Source organism: Colwellia asteriadis (genome assembly GCF_039523295.1).
In the GTDB taxonomy this organism is placed as follows: domain Bacteria; phylum Pseudomonadota; class Gammaproteobacteria; order Enterobacterales; family Alteromonadaceae; genus Colwellia; species Colwellia asteriadis.
In genome coordinates this window covers 140,887-158,559 of the sequence record NZ_BAAAFA010000002.1, presented here as the reverse complement: position 1 = coordinate 158,559, position 17,673 = coordinate 140,887, and the positions used below count along the sequence as shown (strand labels likewise).

15 protein-coding genes are annotated in these 17,673 nt (G+C 35.4%); 10 read left to right on the top strand and 5 right to left on the bottom strand.

What is annotated here, in order from left to right; translation table 11 throughout:
• Positions 1-10: 10 nt before the first annotated feature.
• A complete protein-coding gene (locus ABD005_RS03865; protein ID WP_343815188.1) occupies positions 11-679 on the top strand; it encodes a gluconate 2-dehydrogenase subunit 3 family protein in 669 nt (222 codons plus the stop codon).
• A complete protein-coding gene (locus tag ABD005_RS03860; RefSeq protein WP_343815185.1) occupies positions 679-2,433 on the top strand; it encodes a GMC family oxidoreductase in 1,755 nt (584 codons plus the stop codon). Before ABD005_RS03865 ends, ABD005_RS03860 begins: the two co-directional genes overlap by 1 nt.
• Before the next feature lie 71 nt (positions 2,434-2,504).
• Here ABD005_RS03860 and ABD005_RS03855 read toward each other — a convergent pair whose 3' ends face one another.
• Entirely contained in the window at positions 2,505-2,933 is a 429-nt protein-coding gene (locus ABD005_RS03855) for an MgtC/SapB family protein (RefSeq protein WP_215981229.1), read from the bottom strand.
• Positions 2,934-3,243: 310 nt separating this feature from the next.
• Between ABD005_RS03855 and ABD005_RS03850 the strand changes: the two genes are divergently transcribed.
• Together ABD005_RS03850 and ABD005_RS03845 are read left to right on the top strand one after the other, a co-directional pair.
• A complete protein-coding gene (locus tag ABD005_RS03850; RefSeq protein ID WP_215981230.1) occupies positions 3,244-3,420 on the top strand; it encodes a DUF1328 domain-containing protein in 177 nt (58 codons plus the stop codon).
• A 44-nt stretch (positions 3,421-3,464) separates the two neighbouring features.
• The gene (locus tag ABD005_RS03845; protein ID WP_215981231.1) at positions 3,465-3,680 is read left to right on the top strand and encodes a hypothetical protein; all 216 of its coding nucleotides are present in this window, start codon (positions 3,465-3,467) and stop codon (positions 3,678-3,680) included.
• Positions 3,681-4,013: 333 nt separating this feature from the next.
• Here the strand turns inward: ABD005_RS03845 and ABD005_RS03840 are convergent, their stop codons facing one another.
• Entirely contained in the window at positions 4,014-5,345 is a 1,332-nt protein-coding gene (locus tag ABD005_RS03840; protein WP_343815177.1) for a DUF2254 domain-containing protein, read from the bottom strand.
• A gap of 522 nt (positions 5,346-5,867) precedes the next feature.
• Here ABD005_RS03840 and ABD005_RS03835 point away from each other — a divergent pair.
• Positions 5,868-7,010 carry an AI-2E family transporter gene (locus tag ABD005_RS03835; RefSeq protein ID WP_343815174.1) on the top strand — a complete coding sequence of 381 codons (1,143 nt, stop codon included), beginning with the start codon at positions 5,868-5,870 and terminating at the stop codon, positions 7,008-7,010.
• Positions 7,011-7,276: 266 nt separating this feature from the next.
• Here the strand turns inward: ABD005_RS03835 and ABD005_RS03830 are convergent, their stop codons facing one another.
• Positions 7,277-7,705, bottom strand: coding sequence for a hemerythrin domain-containing protein (locus ABD005_RS03830; protein ID WP_215980152.1), 429 nt, complete (start codon positions 7,703-7,705; stop codon positions 7,277-7,279).
• A 541-nt stretch (positions 7,706-8,246) separates the two neighbouring features.
• Between ABD005_RS03830 and ABD005_RS03825 the strand changes: the two genes are divergently transcribed.
• The gene (locus ABD005_RS03825; protein WP_215980151.1) at positions 8,247-9,329 is read left to right on the top strand and encodes an endonuclease/exonuclease/phosphatase family protein; all 1,083 of its coding nucleotides are present in this window, start codon (positions 8,247-8,249) and stop codon (positions 9,327-9,329) included.
• 422 nt (positions 9,330-9,751) lie between these two features.
• On the opposite strand, the gene ABD005_RS03820 is transcribed toward ABD005_RS03825, so the two are convergent.
• Both ABD005_RS03820 and ABD005_RS03815 read right to left on the bottom strand, forming a co-directional pair.
• Positions 9,752-10,303: a BON domain-containing protein gene (locus tag ABD005_RS03820; protein WP_343815169.1), complete on the bottom strand. Its 552-nt coding sequence runs from the start codon at positions 10,301-10,303 to the stop codon at positions 9,752-9,754.
• Between the two features lie 313 nt (positions 10,304-10,616).
• Entirely contained in the window at positions 10,617-11,543 is a 927-nt protein-coding gene (locus ABD005_RS03815; RefSeq protein WP_343815632.1) for a mechanosensitive ion channel family protein, read from the bottom strand.
• 359 nt (positions 11,544-11,902) lie between these two features.
• On the opposite strand from ABD005_RS03815, the gene ABD005_RS03810 reads away from it, so the two are divergent.
• The 4 genes from ABD005_RS03810 to ABD005_RS03795 all read left to right on the top strand — a co-directional run bounded on the left by ABD005_RS03810 (position 11,903) and on the right by ABD005_RS03795 (position 17,529).
• A complete protein-coding gene (locus ABD005_RS03810; RefSeq protein ID WP_215980148.1) occupies positions 11,903-12,766 on the top strand; it encodes a YicC/YloC family endoribonuclease in 864 nt (287 codons plus the stop codon).
• A gap of 188 nt (positions 12,767-12,954) precedes the next feature.
• On the top strand, positions 12,955-13,206 hold the full coding sequence (locus ABD005_RS03805; protein WP_343815164.1) for a hypothetical protein: 252 nt from the start codon (positions 12,955-12,957) through the stop codon (positions 13,204-13,206).
• A gap of 823 nt (positions 13,207-14,029) precedes the next feature.
• Positions 14,030-15,703: an ATP-binding protein gene (locus ABD005_RS03800; RefSeq protein ID WP_343815161.1), complete on the top strand. Its 1,674-nt coding sequence runs from the start codon at positions 14,030-14,032 to the stop codon at positions 15,701-15,703.
• A complete protein-coding gene (locus tag ABD005_RS03795) occupies positions 15,700-17,529 on the top strand; it encodes an ATP-dependent nuclease (RefSeq protein WP_343815158.1) in 1,830 nt (609 codons plus the stop codon). The genes ABD005_RS03800 and ABD005_RS03795 overlap by 4 nt, the downstream gene beginning before the upstream one ends.
• Positions 17,530-17,673: the final 144 nt, after the last annotated feature.

The following is a 17,673-nucleotide window of genomic DNA, read 5'->3' as shown; positions in this document are numbered from 1 at the left end:
GGGAATTATTTTGACGACCTTATTTTCCGGTAAATCTTTTTTTGATGAAAGCTACCAAACGCCTGAGTTTATTAAAAACAAAAACCTCACTCGCCGCCGTCTTTTAAAGTCAGCCGCAGGTGTTGGTGCAGCTTCTGTTTTTCCTGCTTTTTCGTTTAATGCTGATGTACAAAAAGCGTTATCATCATTACTCAATACCGACCCATGGCTAACGCTCAATGCTACGCTAGAGCATTTATTACCTGAGTCGCCAACAACAAACAGTAATAATACGACTGCGCAAGATATTAGCGCGAAACAAATTAATGCCACGGCTTATCTTTATCAAATAATGACTGTACAGCCGACCGAACAAGCAGAGAAAGACTTTATTCTAAAAGGAGTGGGTTGGCTAAATGGCTACGCGCAAAGCGAAAAAAAACAAAACTTTGTTGAGCTTGGTTTTACTGAAAAAGAACAACTGTTAAAAGGTATTAGTCAATCTCGCGCTGGTCAAAATTGGTTAAATACACTGCTCGGTTATATTTTTGAAGCCATGCTGACGCCCGCCGCTTATGGCGGAAATCCAAAAGGTATTGGCTGGCAATGGCTTGAACACCAAGGTGGCTTTCCGTTACCTGAAAAAGGACAGCGCTATTTTGAATTACCGCCACGTGCAAAACCTCAAGGCCATAAGTAATGACTACATCTCAAACAAATAATTTAAGCGCCGACATTTGTATTATTGGTAGTGGCGCAGGAGCCTCTCCTATTGCCTATAGCTTAGCTAATGCAGGAGCTAAAGTACTGGTTTTAGAAAAGGGGCCGTGGTTAACCGAAAAAGAGTTTTTTAAAGATGAACTAGCCATTAGCGTACATGATGCTTACAACCCGAAGTTGTCTGATGAAGAGCACGTGATTGAAGAAGAATACGAAACCAGTGACGGGGTAAGTTTTTGGCAAGGCGAAAAAACCAGTGATTCTGGCTGGAGCTGGTGGAATGGCAATGTGGTTGGTGGTTCATCTAACTTTATGAGTGGTTATTTTCATCGCTTAAAACCAATAGATTTTCGCCTCAAAACAGAGTTTGGTGATATTGAAGGCGCTAACGTTGCCGATTGGCCGATTAGTTATGAAGAATTAGAACCTTATTACGCCATGGTAGAACGTATTGTTGGTGTTTCTGGCCGTGTAGTAGATCACCCACACCAAGAGCCTAGATCTGCAGACTTTCCTTATCCGCCCGTTGCTGAGTCGCCTATTTCATCATGGATAGACCAAGCCGCAAACAATATTGGTTACCATGCTATTCCAGTACCACGCGCTATTTTATCACGCCCAGCGATGGGTCGTCGTAGCTGCGAATACTCAGGTTACTGTAGTAGTTATGGTTGCTCATCAGGCGCTAAAGGCAGTGGCAGAGCAGCCTTATTAAATCATGCGGTTGCTAGCGGTAATTGCACCATTAAACCCAACTCAAAAGTATTTCATATTGCCACGAATAGCCAAGGTGAAATTAGTGGCGTGCATTATTACGACAGCCAAGGACGTGAAAAAATTGCCACTGCAAAAATTTATGTCGTAGCTTGCCAAGCCGTTGAAACTTCGCGTTTATTGCTTGCTTCTAAAGGCGATAAATTTCCACAGGGCTTAGCAAATAATAATGGTCAAGTGGGTAAAAACTTACTTTTTAGCGGCGGTGGTACAGGCCAAGGTGATTTTATTTATAATGAGTTAACACCAGAGAAAGTGGCTGATTTGAAAACTGTAGGCCCTTTTATTAATCGCGCTTTACAAGATTGGTATCAAATTAACGATAAAAAATTTGCGGCATCACAACAAGGCATAGGCAAAGCTGGCACCGCAAAAGGTGGCACTATCGACTTTCTTTTTCATCAAAACCCTATTGCGCGCGCACGTGGCACACAATGGGGTGAAGACGAGCAAGGCAACAGCCAATTATTATGGGGTGAAGCGCTAAAACAAAGTATGCGTAGTGAATTTACCCGTTATAAAACCCTACGTTTTGAAGTATTTAATGATTGGCTACCCAACGATAACTGTTTTGTATCACTTGATGAAAACACCACAGATCAATGGGGAGATCCCGTTGCCAATGTGCGTATTGGTTATCATCAACATGATCTTGAAGTGGGTAGTTATTTAGCTGAAAAGGCTGAAAAACTATTAGCCGAATTAGGAGCAAAAAATATTTCATCATCGGTTAGTGGCTCACCCGCAACTAATTTAATGGCAGGTGGCTGTCGTTTTGGTAACGATCCGCAAACCTCTGTACTCAATAAACATTGTCAGGCCCATGAAGTAAGCAACTTATATGTAACTGATGGCTCGTTTATGCCAACAGGCGGTAGTGTACCTTATACTTTTACCATTTACGCTAACGCCTTTCGGGTCGCTGAACATATAAAATCACAATGGCAACACTACAGTTAAAATAATTAAGGCTTCTAAGTAATAAAAATAAATGACCTGAGCTTGGATGAAAGCTGTGAGTTGATTGGGGGTTATTGTTTTGGTTTAAATAGCTCTGAAAATTGAAAAATAAGAAAGCTAATAAAAGATAATACAATAGCGATTTCATAACGACTGTAAGCAACAGAGATACCTATAGCGCCAGCGTTCCATAGCCCTGCCGCTGTGGCAGTTCCTTTAACCCCGCTATCGTTTTTGAAAATAGCCCCACCGCCAATAAAACCCATGCCTGTAATAATACCGTACATCACTCTTGCTTCAGCATCAGAGCCTTCATAAACATTGATACCAACCAACATAAAGGCACAGGATGCAATGGTAACCAGTGGGAATGTTCGCAGCCCCGCCCCCCTATCATGCAGCTCACGATTAAGCGCTATAGGTAGTGACAATACAAAGGCAATTCCTAACTGTATAAAATGAAATATAATTAAATTAAAATCTAAACTAATTTCAAACATTTATAATTTCCTCTACCTTACAAAGTATTAATAAAAGCTAAAAAAGCTCTCACTATTCATCTATATATTCCACACGCAACGTAATAAGTCAAAAGAGACTCTATAGAACATTGCTCACACTCACGATTTTTTATTGATAATAATTCTTTTTGAAAATTATACATATCAACCCTGTAAAGTTTACTTATTCATTATCCCTACCAAGTTTCACAACAAAAATATCACTTAATTAACAACAACTTAAAACATGGCATAACTATAGCATTATAACTATTGAAGACACTTTCTGATAAATAATAAGGAGATTAACATGTTAAGTTGGGCATTAACTTTCTTTGTAATAGCAATTATTGCCGCTATTTTCGGTTTTAGCGGAATAGCTGGCGCAGCAGCCGGCATAGCCAAAATCATATTTTTCATTTTTGTCGTATTACTTGTCATTTCATTAATTGCCAATGCATTACGAGGCAAAGCCCCAAGACCTTAAAGTCTTTTGAGCAAATAAAAAATTTTACTTTAACGGAGATTATTATGAATACTTATAAAAACAAAACATTAGCATTAATCACAGTTGTCGCAGCATTAAGTTTAGGGGCATGCTCTGATGATGGCGCTGAAGAGTTAGGTGAAGAATTTGATAAAGTAGTGTCAGATACTAAGGATGCCGCTTCAGATGCTGGCAACGCAATAGAAGATGCCTGTGAAGATGTTAAAGATAAGCTAGAAACTAAAGATAATGATTGTTAATTTATAATTACATCAGCACTATATTCCTTGTTGTTTAACGGGAATAAACAAAATAGCTAAATATTTTTATTTAGCTATTTTTTATGTGTGGCAAAAATAAATTAGACTCAACGCCTGTGGTTCTGTCGGGATGATTAATCAAAACAAGTAATAATAACGACCACTTTAAGAACTTCTTTTCACTTGCCGTGTTAGATAATAGTGAAAGTTAAATCGAATAGCTTGAAGCAATTAGCAATTGATTCAAGTAGCGTTTATAAATAATTGCCTTCACTTTTTGGTGCTAGTTATTTTAGTGCTAGCTAAACGTACATATCGTGTTTCATGTTTAAGCTAAGTTTTATTAGCCGTTAGACGTTGCTCAATTTGTTCAATTTTATTTATAACTAGCTTGGCATCCAATTGAGCAACTTCAAGGCTTTTTTGTTGATCAAAAATCATCTTAATTTGTTCCTCAATAAATTGATATTGCTCTTTATTTTTTACTCGTAAGGCTAGCTCTTCAAGTGACTCAAGCAACCGGATAGTTACCGTAGTATTATCCTTAGCGTGCCTTCTAATTTGATCAAAGGCAGAATTCGCTACATCTAAAAAAGTTAGCGCTTTACTGTGTAATCTGGGCTGACCATCCTCATCTTTGAAATGAGATTTAGGGAAGTTTCTTGTAGCTAAGTTACACAGCGTGGAATTTAATTTATCAATACAAGTAATGGCTGTATAGGGATCATTGATACTTGGTGAAAGTGCTCTAAGTGCAATTTCAACTAACTGACCTATGGCAAATACTGGATCTTGAACAGGTGTTCTAACACTACCTAAAATAAAGTGTTTTTTAATACTATCAAGAGTTTTTTCTTCAATAGGTTGCTTCGCATGAAGTAAACCAAATACACCACCTCTTACAACATAATCTCCTGGAGAAAAATCAAGCTGTAATTGTAGGTCTGAGGCTATTAATTGCTTAATGAGCGGCGAAAAGTCAGTTAACTGTACGTAGCCCGAATGCTCAGAGCGTAACTTCTTGCTAAAAATATAATCATTATTACCCAGCTCTTTATCTGTTGATTCGTCATGTTGTAAATCATTAGTCGGTGAGTCTGGAAATAGCTTATCTATACTCTCCTTTAATTCGCAATATACATCCTCTACAACGGAGTCAGCTTGAATAGACACTGAAACATGATGGATGAAGTGAATGAGAAAACCAATACTGACAGAGGTCATTAATATCGCCCATATTACGGTAATACCTGGTCTAAAGTTATATGGTTCCTCTAAGCTAAGTGCACAAAAAACAAGAATACAATAGAAAAAATTCGCAATGAATACTCCTAAAACAGTTTGTGTGGTGCGATCTTTCATAAAGTTTCGCAATAAACGCGGGCCAAATTGTGATGAAGCTAAGGTAAGCGCAACAATGGTAATAGAGAAAGCAATACTCGTAACCGTTATCATAGAAGCAGCAATGGTACCGAGTAATGACCTAATAGCACCGACTTCAGCACTGTAAATAATTGGAAAATATGACTTTAATTTCCATAACAATGAAATATCGATCCAAATAGTGATCGTTGCAATAATCACGGTAAAAATAAGTATCATTGAGGGCAAAAACCAAAAACTTGCTCTTATTGACTCTAGTAAAGGCTCTATTTTTATACTCATAAAATTGTTATTCCCTACTTAAAAAATCGCTGGCTACTTTGACTTATTGCCTATTATTTTTAGCTCCACTAGCAAAACCTTTTGCTATTGAACGAATGTGGTTCACTGACTAGCCTTTGTACTTTATATTCTCTCGACAAACCTACATGCTGTTAATCGTTTTAACATTACTGCTGAGCTATAAGTGTGCCATAATTTAACTAACTGATTATATTACTGATATAAAACATATCATGCAGTTATTAATAATTATTATGAAAAAAATACTGACTACAATGTACTTTTTGCATAGACACTTTGTAACGATTAAACATCAAAACGTTAACGTTTATAAGTAATAGAAACGGCCCTATCAACTTTGCACATGCTTAATTTTCTTATATGCTTGAAATTAATTGTTTTTTACTAGGGTTTTATGGCTAACTGTAATGTTAGTTTTAAACTAAAGAGTTAGGCGTGAATATTGCTTAATTTACTTTTTTATCATGTCGTTATCTTAACTTAACACCAAGTAAGGCCATTATGTCAGTAACACCACCTACATCATCAAAATTAGAGCCATTCGAACGCAAAACTAGTATTAACTCAATATGCATTTATACACTGACAGTATTAGCTATATTCTATACCGCATATTTAGCTCAGGATTTAATTCTTTTACTTTTAGTTGCAGGTTTAATATCTCTATTATTAAGCCCTGGTGTAAAAGCATTAGAGCGACTTTTTATTCCTCGTGTTCTAGGATCGACCCTTCTTTTAAGCTGTTTATTGCTACCAAGTGCTGCTCTCATCATACAACTAGAAGAGCCTGTCACCAAATGGACCAAGTTATTGCCTGAGCTCTCGGTGCATGTATCAGAAACATTAGAAGAACTTAATCGGGCTATTGATAAAAAGAGCACGCCAGATAACATTGAATCACAAGAAGTTAAAAAGAGCTGGTTTTCATGGTTTGAAGACAAACCAAAGGTTAACAGCCAACCGCAAAAAACAGACACTATTCACACGCAGTTAAAAGCATCTTTATTTTCATTAGCTACAGACTTTATGGTTTTGGCACCGCTCGCACTAATACAGTTATTAACGACAATAATCTTAATTTTATTTACCTTAGTTTATTCACCCAAACTATTTAGGCAGTATGTTAAATTATTTGTTACTGAAAAACGCCAGCGTAACGTATTTAAATTTGCTTTAAATATGCAGCAAAAATTATCACGCTACATACTAACAGTTAGTGCAATTAATATTGGCCTCAGTTTAGCTGCAATAATTATTTTTACTACCATGGGTTTAGAGGATGCATTGTTGTGGGGATTAATAGTAGGTTTTGTTAATTTTATTCCCTTTGTGGGGCCCTCATTTGCCTTGGCAGCAATAGCCATTGCCGGTTCCGTTCAATGGGGGGTTGATATTAAAGTATTACTTACCCTGTCAGGTGTTTTGGCACTCAACATACTTGAGTCACAACTTATTACCCCTTTAGTATTAGCTAAAAACATGCGTATAAATCCTTTTATTATAATTATATGGCTACTCATTACAGGGTCGTTATGGGGCTTAACTGGGTTACTCATTGCGGTACCGCTATTGGTATGCATTAAGCTGGTATTAGCGCAATTCAAATCAACATCAAAATGGGTTCAATTTTTAGCAACTCAATAATTAAAGTAGCGTTTCCACTCATATAAAATCAACTTAGAAAAGTATTGTTTAAATATAGTTATAGAACGTTTTTGCTTGGGGTATCACAGTATTTTTCTTGATTGTAATAAGCTAAATGGCCTGATACTACAAGAGTATCAGGCCATCTAATTTATTTAATCTCAACTCTGTTTAAGAAGTTTTTAATATAGTGAGATAGTTTTACTTAATTTAAGGCTTATTAAGCCGATCTGAGGTTATTTAGGCTATTCTGATAATGTGTACTATTAAGAAGACATTTCGACTAAATAGTCAGAAGCTAGTTTTTGCTTTTCTTGCTCTGAAAAAGCTTTACCTGCTTGTTGAAAAAACTCTTGTTCTTCTTCCTCTAAATGGTGGTCAACTTTGTGAGCAAGTTTTTTGAACGTTAATAACCATTGCGGAGAACTCATTTCTAGCGCATCTAATTCCGCGATAAACTTATCTATTTGATGATGTTCTGCAACACCATGACGAGACAAGTCAATAGTGCTATCTAGTTGCATGAGGGGTGCGTAAAAGTATCTTTCTTCGGCTACGGCATGCGTTTCTAACTCTACTTTGAGCTGCTGATAATATTCAGCCCTTACAGCGGAGTTTCCTGTTGTATCTAATAATAACTTAATAAGCGCCCTTTGCTTCTCATGGTCATTTCGTAATGCTTCAAATATTTTCATGTGTAACTCCGATTATTAATATGACACCGTGTCTATCCGGCTGCTTTATTTAACCTTCAGCTATAGTTAAAAAAGACATAAAACAAAAATAATTTAACAATTGAATTAGCGTTTATGCCGCCTTTTTACAAAATAGAACTTACGTATTTGCTATTCACTAAGTAATGTTCACTTAGTAACATTCAATATTCATACCATTCAAATTAAAATATAAATCATTGAAAATAAAGTAATTTAAACAGGTCATCATTTACTAGAAATAACATATGCAAGATGTACACAGCACGTATGAAAAGTTTACACACCGTTTAACGACTACCGAATTAATAACGTTAAAGTGATTAACCTGAACTCATACACCGAAGAAATATCTACACCGCTAATTCAAATTACTTTTTAGGGGAGGAAAAACGCTAAATTTAATATCAAGTGTGTGTTAATTTAGAGCACAAGAAGCTATTTCTAATAGCACTAGTAGCTGAAAATTATGATCAAAATAAGAAATAGCTCTGTTGTTTAAAGATAAAATCGAGAAAGTAATATGTTAATAATATCGACTCTAGCAACCTTATTAATTGCTATAGCCACTCTGCTGCCTTTATCAAAAGAAACACATTGGGTTGTTAGGTCAATGGATTTTCCTAGACTGCAAATAGCGGTTATTTCAGCAATAATTCTTACTTATAATCTTATTTTTCTTGATATGAATATGAGTATTACTTGGCTATTGGTTTTCACTGCTTTTTTCTGCTTAGCGTGGCAGCTGTGGTGGGTACTACCTTACACCTTTTTATGGCCTAAAGAAGTCAAAACATCAAAGCTTGATAATGCTAATAAAGAACTCAGCATAATGACATCTAACGTACTTAAAACTAATCATAATAGTGACGCGTTAATTGACCTTGTTAGCAGTAATAAACCTGATATTTTAGTAACACTAGAGTCTGATGAGTGGTGGGAGAATAAATTAAAAGTATTAGAGAGTGACATGCCTTATACCGTTAAATGCCCACTTGATAACTTATATGGCATGCATGTTTTTTCGAGACTGCCTTTCACTGAAGAGACGATATCTTATTTGGTTGAGAGTGATATTCCATCAATACATCTTTCTCTAGAACTAAGAACTGGCCATAAAGTAAGAATGCATTTTGTTCACCCTGCACCACCTAGCCCTACAGAAAACACAGAATCTACAGAGCGTGATGCTGAGCTAATCACCATTGCAAGAAGCCTTGAAAAAACAACCCAGCCAGTTATTGTAACAGGCGATTTAAATGATGTAGCTTGGTCTAAGACCACACGACTTTTTCGTAAAATTAGTGGTCTACTTGATCCGCGTGTAGGACGTGGCATGTTCAATACATTTCACGTTGACTATTTCTTTTTACGTTGGCCGTTAGATCACCTTTTTCATAGTGCCCATTTTACCGTAAAAAGCATACAGCGCTTATCATCTATTGGATCAGACCATTTTGCGCTATTCACCGTACTGGTGTATGAGGTCGCAGAAAAAACAAGTCAAGATGGGTTAAGTACACAACCCCAAGATCATATCGAAGCGAGTATCATATCGAACAAAAAAGGAGTAGATAAAAGTGAAGTGCCAAGCCCTAGTGAATAAAGGGCTGTATTTCATAGCTGTAATAAGCACACTAGAAAAACAGCTCAAAACAAAAAGCGTATTTTATTTATCGTTTTTATCTTCAAACCAGCAATAACAAGGTTGCTGTGAGTAGTATGGTTTTTGTTTTTTATTTACCGGTTTTGTTTTAAACCTTAATAACATAGATTGAATATATTTTTTTAGCATGTCAGTCCATTCGCGTAATTGATTCGTTAACTCATTTATTAAAAGCAATATGAGTTGGGCATTATTTTCTGCTGTAAGATTAATGCGCATACTTAGCAGACGCTAAGGGGTGAGCATTGTACTATGAGGTTGCTTGTAGCATCATTTATGCTTTTTAACGTATCCCACAGGCATTTCTCAAACGCAGAAAAAAACACACCGCAGTGTGTTTTTTATTCGCTTATTAAAATAAATTAGCTATGAGAAACTTCTAATTTATCAACTACCGACTTAACATCATCAGTATTTTTAGCAATAACAACGGCAAGCTCTTTAGCACTATCTGATTCAACTTTACCCATTAAAGTTACCACGCCGCCACTCACTTCTACTTCAATATTAGTGCCACTGACTTCTGACTCGATTAACAGCTTAGTTTTAACAACTGTCTCAACTTTTGAGTCGGTCAGAGAAGCTAATATCTTACTATCTTCATGCTCGTTGTCATTGAGTACTGTCAGCTTATTATCTACAGAGGCTACACCGTCTAAACTTTCTACAAGCTCTTCTGCTAATGCTTTATCAACGTCACTGTCAACTTTACCAGTAAGAATAACTACGCCATTTTGAACATCAGTATTAATATCAAAAGAGTTTAAACTCCCGTTAAATAGCAGCGTACTTTCAGCTTTTCCATCTAACCATGCATCTTTAGATTTATCTTCCCACGTGTTCGCCGCATACGCCGCAGTTGAACCAGCAGTTAATAATGTTAATGCGATAATAGAACGAATTGAGTTTTTCATAATATTCTCCTTTTTATTAATTCACACTAACTATTGCCACTATCATGCCAAAACATAACATAATGATTTATAAGGATTAAAAGGTTTAATAAAAACTAAATTTGGCAATTAACTTACTTTTTTACATATCAAGTATGTAAAAATTACATGCTTTGAGAAACATTACTTATGCTGAACAACGCCGATTACGCATAGTTTATTGGGTCAAAAAAAGCCACTTTTACAATAAAAGTGGCTTTTTAGTAGGCTCTACTTGCATACTAGTTGGGTTAACGACAAGACTAACACCTAACTTAATTAGCAATGTAAATAACTAAGTAGGCGTTTCAGCTTTTTTAAAGTTGCCTTGATTTGAAATGACCGCATCTAAACCTTGACCACCTTTAATACCAAAATCGAGTGTTCTAATAGGGAAAGGAATTAAAATATCAGCGTTTTCTAACGACCTTTTAATCGTAACAATAGTGCTATGCCTAGCCTCCATAAAGCCTGTTTCGCCAGGATAATCAATCCATACCCAAACCAATAAATTAACAGCGCTGTCTCCAAAACTTTCCGCAAAAACCGCTGTTTCATCTTTTTTAATGACAAAGTTACATCGGTTCAACTCTTTAACAATTACCTCTGCAGCCTGCTCTATATCATCAGCATAAGATATTGATACCGGTATCTCTAAACGCCTCACTCCTAGTACCGTATAATTGGTTAAAATATTTCTGAATAAAATTTTATTAGGAATCACCTCTAGTTGGCCAAAAAACGTTTCTACCAGTGTATTTCTCAAGTTAATTGTTTGGACTGAACCAAACACACCATCTGCTTTAATAATATCCCCTACCTTAAATGGCTTTCTTATACCCATAACAATACCGGCAATTAAATTTTCGGTCATATCTTGAAAAGCAAAACCAATGGCTAAACCAATAATACCGGCACCTGCCAGTAAAGAGGTTACAGTACCTTTTAAACCAACAAAGTCTAAACAAATGAATACCCCCATTAATATCAAACACGCTTTAATAATAGCTGTGCTTAAATCTGCAATTTGCTTAGAGTCAAATGCACTCCTTAAAATTTTACGAATAATATTGCCAGCGACACGCGTAAATAAAGAAAAAAAGATGATAAATATAATCGCTACGATCAAGTTTGGAATATGCTGAATACCGGTTTCTAGCCAGTTATTTAACTTACCTTCGATCAATGACCAATATTTATCTATTGCTAGTAAATCCACAATTTTGCTCCTGTTTGGACTATAAGTTCTCTTACCAATACAGCTAAAGCAATATTCATACCTCAAAGTAAACAACTGAAATACAATAGTTTATTTAAATCTATTTATAGAGATTTATGCCCATAAGGTAAATATTACAAAAATTTGTGAAATACTCCCTGTACGAAAATAAAAATTTAACACAGACTATTTCAAAGTAATTTATTACTATGCAAAACAGCTCTCTTATTCTGATTTAGAGAAGCAACAATGCAATGAAGCACAACTCTTTTCTATAAAATCCTCTCGGCCTCAACCCTAGCTAGATCAGACAAGCTCAGGCATAATTCACCTATTAGTGATTATTTAAATAGGGTGTATTCATGATCTACAGTATGACAGCTTTTTCTCGCATAGAAATAAAAGGCGATTGGGGCAATGCCGTTTGGGAAATTCGCTCGGTCAATCAACGTTATTTAGAAACCTACTTTCGCCTACCTGAACAGTTCAGAGGGATAGAGCCGGTTTTACGTGAACGTTTTCGCAAGCAATTAAACCGCGGTAAAGTAGAATGCAGCTTACGATTTAATGCTAACCCTGCCACCAAATCTGAATTAGCATTAAATGAAAAACTAGCACTACAGCTTATTCAGCATGCTAATTGGGTAAATGAGCAAACACTTAACAGCCAAGTAAACCCTTTAGAAGTGATGCGTTGGCCTGGCGTAATGGAAGCACCTGAAACAGATATGTCGGCCATTCAAGCGGAATTACTCACGGCATTTGATACGGCATTGAAAGACTTCATAGCCGCACGTGCAAGCGAAGGCGAAAATTTAAAAGCGATGATTGAGCAACGTTTAAGCGCTATATCAGCACAAGCCGACCAAGTACAAAGCTTTATGCCTGCTATTATTGAATGGCAACGTAACCGTATTATTGACAAATTTAACGATGCAAAAATTGATTTAGACTCTGGCCGCGTTGAGCAAGAGTTAGTATTACTTGCCCAAAAAATGGATGTTGCCGAAGAACTAGACCGACTTCATAGCCACGTAAGTGAAACACAAAAAATATTGAAAAAAGGTGGCGCACAAGGCCGTCGCTTAGACTTCATGATGCAAGAATTTAATCGTGAAGCTAACACCTTAGGCTCAAAGTCAATCAACGCTGACATCACTAATGCTGCGGTTGAACTCAAAGTACTAATTGAGCAAATGCGCGAGCAGATCCAAAATATAGAGTAGTAAACGAACGGATTCGAACCCGTAGAAAACCCCATTAAAAACCTCGTCATTCGAGGTTTTTTTATATATGACAGCTTGATCCTCTTTTATTTGATAGATTCAACGAAGGTGTTATTCAAGCGAGTGTTCTAAGAGCAGCCAAAGCTAGGGAGTTAGATTATAGCGCCAGTGACGCTAAAAGCAGGATTGTGGGTTCCTTACTTGAAAGAATGCTTAAATTCCCTGAAGCTGAGGAATCTACAGGTTTACCTGAGATTTTATTAGCATTATGTATCAGGAAGTTACAAATAAAAAAGGATCACTTGCTTGGTTTTGATAATCATTCTTTAGATAGAGTAAAACACCCAATGGCATGGATGTTGGCTGAGTTTACTAAGCAGGAACTATTAGAAAAACATCCAATTAAGAGCGATTTAGTAACTCAGCAGGTTGTTTTTTAATATATAAACTAGGTGATATTTGAACTGTTCTCAAATATCACCTCCATTATACTCAAAGGTAAATTTTCATGGATGAAATATTGCGCATCTCTAAGAAGTACTTGTACACCACAGCAAATCTAAAACACTTTGGTTTAAAAGGCACCCTCCTTATTGTTATTGGCATACCATTCGTAATGATTGGATTTTGGTTATCAATCTTACAAGCCCCCATATATCAAACAAAGCTACCTTCTATATTGATGCTACCCGTTTTTCTTTGCTGGTTATCTGCCAAAAAAGAATACAATAAACATAGGCAGTAGTAACTACGATACTTTGAATGATATTATACAGTTACAAAAAATAAGAGAAGAAACAAGAGGATTTGTACCTGAGAATTTAGGCTTCTTTCTAAAAAAATTTATCTATAATTCAAATGCAAAATCACGAATAAATTCATTATTTATTCTACTGGTCAGCGTTATTGTTTTACTCCTAATAACTAAAACTGATCCTGGAGTAGTTCTAAGTTTTCTTAGCTCAGATACATACTTAAAAATAATTTCTTGGGGATCTTTTTCAATTCTTCTAGGTTTCTACTTATTATACGCTAGCTTCAGTTTTATTAATTTATTTTTCTTAAAGCCCATTGTGTTTATCAATGCTAATGACAACTTCGCAATAAACTATCTCATAAATGAATTATCAAAGCATTCATTTTTAGATGAGTAATTAATATCATACTTTATTGATATTAATTACTTTTTTCAATAAATATCTATGCTAAATTAGCTTATAAAAAGAAGAATATTTACCAACATTAATAAAAGGATGTTATTTAATGATTACAACATTGAGAAGTTCAGAGCTGAAATTTGGCTGTATTAAAGAAGTTGATGGCAACTCTATCACTGTTAAGGCTGACTACTTAGAAAGAGAATTAGATGGGCAAACATTATTTGCTGAAGTGGGCGCATACATTAATTGTGGAGGTATTCATGGCAATACAATCTGTACTGTAACTAAAGTACAAATAATTGAAGTTGAAAAAACTATTAAAACCGACAAGGGACTTGATATTGTCTCTGATGAAAAAAAAATAGTTACGTTATCGTTAGTCGGTTGTGCCATTGATGGTAAGTTTCATAGAGGAGTAAAAAAGCTTCCAACAATTAATTGTGAAGTATTTTTCCTCACAAGTGATCAGGTTAATAAATTAATTGGAATTGATCTTACAGAGGATAAAGAACATTTCTGTGTCACTGAAGAGGATGATGATAATCAAACATACTTAAATTTAGATAAATTAATGGGCCGTCATACTGCCATTTTAGGGACAACAGGCAGTGGCAAAAGCTGTACCGTAGCATCAATTATCCAATCTATATTAAATTCATATGAGTGCCCCAGAATTTTATTTTTTGACATTCATAATGAATACCCAGCGGCCTTTGGCTTCAATTCAAAGTCACCTTCTGACTTTTACCAACAGAAAACAAATTCTATTTCATGGAATAATTTTTCTTTACCATATTGGTTCTTAGATCTAGAAGAGTTTTTAGGGGTTTATAGCTTAGATAGAGGCTCAAATCAAAGAGCTATTTTAAAAGATCACATTACATCTCTTAAATTAAAGCAAGCTACAAAAAACGCTCTAAAAGATATTCGTATCTCTGTTGATACTCCAATATTTTTTGATATTAATATACTAATAAAGAATATTAAAACTGAAAGAGATGAACAGAATGATAAAGGTAAGCCAATAAAAACAGCTACCGAGCAGAAAACCTATACTGGAATAATATTAAAACTGGAGTCTATTTTTACTGATACACGCTTTTCTTTCCTGCACAAGGACATCCTTGGAGAAACTACAATTGATGAGTATTTTAAAGTTATTTTAGGACTAGGTCAGGATGAAAAGTACCTTAATATTTTAGATTTAAGTGGCTTACCTGCTGAGGTTAGGGCTGTATGTGTGGGTGTTATTTCTCGTCTATGTTTTGACTTCAAATACTGGGACTTAGACCCTGAAGATATACCACTTAATTTAGTCTTAGAAGAAGCACATACTTATATACCTGAAGACAGTGATGCTAAGTTCAATATATGTAAAGAAAGGATTGAACGAATAGCTAAAGAAGGTAGGAAGTATGGTTTAGGGCTTACAGTTGTCACTCAGCGCCCGTCTAATGTATCAACTACAGTGTTATCCCAATGTGGTACATATATAGCTTTACGGCTTACAAATGATATTGACCAAAATAAAATTAAAAGGCTTCTCCCTGATACTTTAGCTGGCCAAGTTGACTTCTTACCAAGTCTTAGAGATGGAGAAGCATTTGTTACTGGTGATGCAATCAATTTACCTAGAAAAGTTCAATTTAAAGTTCCAAATCCTATGCCGAATAGTAACGACATCAAGTACCACAAGTCTTGGAAGATTGGTAAATCATCTGACTATTCACTATTAGCTTTAATTAGCTCATGGCAAAAACAGGATAAATCAAAATGATAATTGATTCGATAAGCCTAAAAGGTTGGCGTTCATATGACCATGAAGGTGTAACTCTAGAAAACTTAAAAGCTATAAACCTAATCATTGGTCCAAATAATTCAGGTAAATCAAACTTGGCTAAGTATTTTGTCTATTTAAAAAATATAGTGGGTCATAACGGATTTAATACTGGGCTAGTAGAATTAAAATCAACGGTCGAGGAAGGTGAAACTTGGAAGTGGGAAAGAAATGATATTACTTGTGAGGTGGGTATTTCAAAGGAAAACCCCGGTATAAACAAAGAGGTATTCTACAAACCAAATGCTTATGACATAACGCTAATTTGTCGACATATGGTGGCTAAAGAAGAAACCACCCTTAATTACTCTGTAAATAAAAATTCTTTATATACTGATAACTCTCAAATAATTGTAAATTTAGATCCCCAACATACAGTTGATATTGATAGGCAAGTGGACGGGTTTCGCGATGGTCCAATTTGCTGGCAAAGCTTTCTTGATTCTCTCATTTTTGTAGACCCTATAAGACATCATGATAGGAGCTCTGAAAACGAGAAAAATTTTTACTTTGACGGAGCTAAAATAATAGGCGAATTAGATCGATTATTCAAAGATAATAGCCAAAGATCTAAATGGCGAAGCTACAAGAATAAAATTAAAGAATGGCTATCGGATATCTTATCTGAGGATGTTGAAGGTATTGAAATATCAGATAACAATATCAGACTAGATTTCAAGTCAGGCTTAATTTTTTCTTTAGATGATTTAGGTACTGGTGTGTCTCAGCTTGTAATGCTTTTATCGCACCTCTGGTTAAATAAAGACAAAAACTTAAATGTATTCTTAGAAGAGCCTGAGGCAAACTTACATCCAGAATCAGTTATAAAATTGGTTAAAATTTTTGAGCAAGAGCTTAAGAACCATAAATTTTTTATAACTTCCCACTCACCTTCTTTGATTGATTGTATAAATGATAAATGGGCTGTATTCCGGACAGTTAAAAATACCAAAGGATCAAGCGAGATCACACAAAATGATAATGTCATTAAGTACTATCAAACCCTAGATGACTTAGGTGTTAAAGCATCCCAAATTCTCCAAGCAAATACAGTGCTTTGGGTTGAAGGACCAAGTGACCGAATTTATCTAAAAAAATGGATAGAGTCAGAATCTAATAATGAGTTAGTAGAAGGGGAAGATTTTTCATTTCTTTTTTTTGGAGGGACAAACTTAGCTTCTTTTACAGCTGTAGATGATGACAATGAGCAATTAATTAATATGTTAAGTACTAGTAGAAAAGCCGCTTTAATTACTGATTCTGACTGTAAATCTCAAGTAGATAAGGATGGTCTAGCGTATAAAGGCACATTAGAATCTATGCTATCAAGAGTAAGTAAGTCAAACAGGAAAGTACAAAGTAATGGTAAATCTCTACGCGATTACTTTCATATTTGGATAACTGAAGGCCGTGAGGTAGAGAATTATATTCCTAAGGATTTATTATTTGATGTCTTATCAAATAATAAATTCAAGAGAACAAGAATCGGCCCTAAGGGAAAGATTAGACAACTCAAGCTTGCAGTGGAGCCCACTAACTTTACTTTTAATAAGTTTGATTCCTTCGATGTGGCTATCTCTTCAGCATATACCTATGACGATGACACTAAATTGAACAATGGTGATCGGAGCAATATAGCAAAAGGTTATGCCGGGAAAAAAGTTCAAATTGCCAAAAGCATTGTTGATAAATGGGATAAACATACAACGGATGTTTATCAGCTTAAAGGTGAAATAATTAAACTGGTAGACTTTATTCGCTCATAATAAGACGTACTACTTGGTGGGCTAATTGGTGGGCAAAACTAACTCGCCCAAAGGTTCAACAAACAATCAATTGTTTTATAAGAACAAATAAAATAAATACAACAAGCAGATCCAGAATATAGAATAACTATTAAGAGTAATGCA